This is a genomic window from Rhodoplanes roseus, assembly GCF_003258865.1.
Lineage (GTDB): Bacteria > Pseudomonadota > Alphaproteobacteria > Rhizobiales > Xanthobacteraceae > Rhodoplanes > Rhodoplanes roseus.
Genome location: NZ_NPEX01000382.1, coordinates 1 through 4,476 on the forward strand (window position 1 = coordinate 1; position 4,476 = coordinate 4,476).

The window sequence follows — 4,476 nt, forward strand, 5'->3', positions numbered from 1 at the left end:
CCGCTCGAGCAGGCGCGGCGGCCCGGCCAGATGCGCGCCGGCGAGGAGCGCGGCACCGGCCGCGGTGCCGGCGCGCGCCACCGTCATCGGGCTGCCGTTGCGGGTCGCGCCGCCGCCTTGGACCGCGAGGAACATCTCGTCCGTGACCGGGGCGAGCAGCGCGGCGACGACCGGGCGCTCGCGCTCCACCAGCGCCACCGAGATGGTCCAGTCCGGCTTGCCGGCGAGCAGCCCGCGGGTGCCGTCGATCGGGTCGACCACCCACAGCCGCTCGCAGCCGAGCCGGGCCGGATCGTCCTCGGTCTCCTCCGACAGCCAGCCGGCGTCCGGCGCCAGACGGCCGAGTCGCTCTTTCAGCAAGCGATCGACCGCGAGGTCGATCTCCGACACCGGCGAGTCCTCGCCCTTGCCCTTGTACCAGCTCTTGATCGGGTTGCGGATCGCGGCGAGCGCGAGCGCGCCCGCCTCGCGCATGATCTGCGCGAGCGGCTCGACGAGCGCGGTGCGGTCGAGCGCGTCAGAGGCCTGCAACGGTGAGCCCCTCCACCCGCACGGTCGGCGCGTTGACGCCGTGGCGGAACACGAGGTCGTTGCCCGGGTGCATGGTGCCGAACATCTCGATCAGATTGCCGGCGATCGTCACCTCGCTCACCGGATAGGTGAGCTGGCCGTTCTCGATCCAGAAGCCGGCGGCGCCGCGGCTGTAGTCGCCCGTCACCATGTTGACGCCCATGCCGATCAGATCGGTGACGTAGAGGCCGTCCGAGATGTCGCCGATCAGCTCGCCGGGCGTCTCGGCGCCGGGTGCGAGATGGACGTTCGATGCGCTCGGGCTCGGCGTCGAGGAGACGCCGCGCTGCGCGTGGCCCGTGGTCGTCATGCCGAGCTCGCGCGCCGTGGCGCAGTCGAGGATCCAGCTCGTGATCACGCCGTCCTCGACCAGCGCCATCGGCTTGCCGGCGACGCCCTCCGCATCGAAGGGATGCGAGCGCAGCCCGCGGCGGCGCAACGGATCGTCGACGATGCGGATGCCGCGGCCGAAGATCTGCTGGCCGAGCTTGTCGCGCAGCAGGCTGGTCTTGCGCGCGATCGACGCGCCGTTGACGGCCGAGACCAGGTGAGAGACGAGCGAGCCGGCGACGCGCGGGTCGTAGACGACCGGCACCTTGCGGGTCGACACCTTGCGCGGATCGAGGCGCTTCACGGCGCGCTCGCCGGCGGTGCGGCCGATCTGCTCCGGATCGTCGAGATCGCCCGCATGGACGGCCGACGACCAATCGTAGTCGCGCTCCATGCGCGTGCCCTCGCCGGCGATCGCCGTCATCGAGACGGAGTGGCGCGAGCCCACATAGATGCCGGTGAAGCCGGTCGAGGTGACCAGCACCATGCCGCCGATGCCGGTCGAGGCCGAGGCGCCGCCGGACTTGCTGACGCCCGAGACTGCGAGCCCGGCCGCTTCCGCCGCCTGGGCGCGCGCTTCCAGCACGCTCACGTCCGGCATCGTGTGATCGACCAGATCGAGATCCGGAATGCTCTTGGCGAGCAGCGTCGCGTCGGCGAGGCCCGCATACGGATCCTCGGGCGCGACGCGCGCCATCGCGACGGCGCGCTCGGCGAGGGCGTCGACACCGTCGCGCGCGAGGTCGTTGGTCGACACGACGGCCTGACGTTTTCCGACCAGCACGCGCAGCCCCAGATCGTCGTCCTCGGAGCGTGTCGATTCCTCGACCGTGCCGTCACGCACCTCGACCGACAGCGACACGCCGCGCGTCGCGATGGCATCGGCCGCATCGGCACCGGCGCGCCGTGCCGCAGTGACGAGGAGCTCGGCCAGGGTGACGAGCGCGGACTGATCGAACAAGGAGGACATGGTCGGACAATGGCTTTCGATACGAGAGGCGGGACGGCGGGCCGACGCGAGCAGGATCGACGCGAATGGATCACACACGAGATGGGGCGATCAGGCGCCGGGATCAAGCCGAAACTCTGGCGCAGCCGCGCCTGCGGACCGTTTCCGGACCTTCTACAAAGTGAGCGTCCTTGGCAACCCTCCGTCAAGCATGTGTTTCGAAGGACTGGCGAAACGCCCGATTAACCAGGGCTTTTAAGACGAAACCAAGCGGTAGCGGCTAGTCTCCCATGAAAGATCGGGCCGACAGAGTCCGAACAGGGATGCTGCAAAAGCGAGGCGTCAAATGAGTGCCGGTGGGGTCGCTCCCTCCGGGTCGAGCCGGCATGTCCGGCTCGACCCTTTCGCTCTTCCGGTTCGTTTCAGAACCGCTGACACGGCCGCCGACACGCGCGAGCGGATCGTCGAACTCGACCGCGACCAGGTCGTGGTGCGGCGCGCCGTCGCCGGCATGCGCATGAAGGTGGCGCTGCCGGTCGCGAGCTTCCTCGGCGTCGCGCTGCGCGTCGTGCCGCCCGACGACACCAGCGAAGGCTCGGTCGCGGTCGTGCTCGAGCATCGCGACCAGGCTTTGACGGTGCCGCTGTTCGTCGCCGACGACGGCACCGACGCGGTCGCCGAATGGCAGCTCTGGGCCAATGTGCTCGGCCTGCCGCTGCTGGTCGCCGAGCCCGACGGCACGCTGCGCGAGCCGTTCGCGAGGCTCGGCGCGGTGCGGGTCGCCGTGCCGCAACTGCGCCGCCGCCGCTCCTCGCCGGTCAAGCGCCGCCGCGCCTCGATCCTGATGCGCCGCAAGCCCGGCCGCCTGCCGCCGGCCCCGCACGTCTTCAAGGACGAGCAGGAAATCATCGCGCGGAGCTGAGCCGACGAGTCCGTTTCCAGTAGGGTGCAACGAGCGCAAAGCGAATTGCATCGGAAAGGCCGGCCCGCTCGTTCGGCGGGCCGTCTTTATTTGAGGCTCTGTTCGGCGCACTTCGCTGCGCTCATTGGCGCCCTACCTCTCGAACCTCGCGATCGACGCGTCGACCATCCGCTCCCCGCGGCATCGGGCCGTATCGGCTTGCCTTGACAGCTTAGCCGATTACGCCGACAATTAACGAAATAATATTCGCTAGGCGAAAATACGCCGCGAACAACGACTCAAGGGGAGTGAAATGGCCGCCACGCGGAGAGAATTCGGCACGCTCGTCGCAGCGGCCGGTGCAGCCGTCGCAATGCCTGCCGTCTGGCGCACGGCGCACGGGCAGGGCGCGCCGATCCGGATCGGCACCACCATCTCGAAGACCGGCGCGCTGTCGGCCACCAAGAGCACGCTCACCGGGCTCGAGCTGTGGCGCGACGACGTCAACAAGGCCGGCGGCCTTCTGGGCCGGCAGGTCGAGCTGGTCACCTACGACGACCAGAGTGCGGTCGCGCAGATTCCGAGCCTCTATTCCAAGCTCGTCGACATCGACAAGGTCGACATTCTGGTCTCGCCCTACGGGGCCGGGCTGTCGGCGCCGCTGATGCCGTTCGTCAAGCAGCGCGACCTGTTCATGATCGGCATGTTCGCGCTGGCCGGCAACGACGCGACCCGGCACGACAAGTTCTTCCACAGCGCGCCGTGGGGACCGAACTCGAAGACCGACTGGGCGCGCGGCTTCTTCGACGTCGCCAAGAAGAACGGCTGCACCCGCATCGCCGTGCTGTCGGCCGATGTCGAGTTCGCCAAGACGGCCGCCGGCGGCGCCGAGCAGATCGCCGGCGAATACGGCATGCAGGTCGTCTACAAGCAGAGCTATCCTCCGACCACCAACGACTTCTCCTCGATCCTGCGCAACATCAAGGCGCAGACGCCGGACGCCGTGTTCGTCTGCTCCTATCCGCCCGACAGCTCGGCCCTGGTGCGCGGCCTCTCCGAGGTCGGCATCGGCGACAGCGTGAAGCTGTTCGGCGGCGCCATGGTGGGCACCCAGTACGCCTCGCTGCTCACATCGCTCGGACCGGCGCTGAACGGCATCGTCAGCTTCGCGCTCTATGCGCCGGAGCCGACCATGGCCAACACCGAGATGACGGACTTCTTGACGCGCTACGAGAAGATCGCCGCCGAGCAGGGCCTCGATCCGCTCGGCTACTACATCCCGCCTTTCGCCTATGTGGCCGGCCAGCTCATCGCCGCTGCCGTGACGGGCGCGGGCTCGCTCGACAAGGCCGCGATGGCGAAGGTGCTGCACGAGACCGAGGTGAAGACCATTGCGGGACCGGCGCGCTTCAACGCCATCGGCGATTGGACCGAGCGGCGCGTCCTGATGGTCCAGTTCCGCGACATCAAGGGCAAGGACGTCGCCCAGTTCCGCCAGCCCGGCCGCCAAGTGATCCTCGATCCACCGTCGCTGCGCTCCGGCGATCTGGTGTCGCCGCTGACGAAAGCCCGCTCGTCCTGAGTTTCTGGCCCGCGCCGGGCTTTTTGTCCGGTGCGCGTTCCCCCGGCGATCCGGCGGGCGTCGCGTGCGCCCGCCGGTCGCGTGTGATGCAGCATCCGATCGATCGATTCGGTTGTCATCCCGGGGCGGCGCGGAGCGCCGAAC

The 4,476-nt window shown here is 69.1% G+C and carries 4 protein-coding genes; 2 read left to right on the forward strand and 2 right to left on the reverse strand.

What is annotated here, in order from left to right; translation table 11 throughout:
• Positions 1-531: inositol monophosphatase family protein (locus CH341_RS28575; protein WP_281023704.1), on the reverse strand; the 531-nt coding region annotated here is incomplete at its 3' end.
• Positions 518-1,870, reverse strand: a complete 1,353-nt coding sequence (locus CH341_RS28580) for a TldD/PmbA family protein (protein ID WP_111422538.1) — start codon at positions 1,868-1,870, stop codon at positions 518-520. The genes CH341_RS28580 and CH341_RS28575, both read right to left, overlap by 14 nt.
• Before the next feature lie 325 nt (positions 1,871-2,195).
• Between CH341_RS28580 and CH341_RS28585 the strand changes: the two genes are divergently transcribed.
• Together CH341_RS28585 and CH341_RS28590 are read left to right on the forward strand one after the other, a co-directional pair.
• On the forward strand, positions 2,196-2,771 hold the full coding sequence (locus CH341_RS28585) for a DUF6101 family protein (RefSeq protein WP_111422540.1): 576 nt from the start codon (positions 2,196-2,198) through the stop codon (positions 2,769-2,771).
• 292 nt (positions 2,772-3,063) lie between these two features.
• A complete protein-coding gene (locus tag CH341_RS28590; RefSeq protein WP_111422542.1) occupies positions 3,064-4,332 on the forward strand; it encodes an amino acid ABC transporter substrate-binding protein in 1,269 nt (422 codons plus the stop codon).
• The last annotated feature ends 144 nt before the right edge of the window (positions 4,333-4,476 follow it).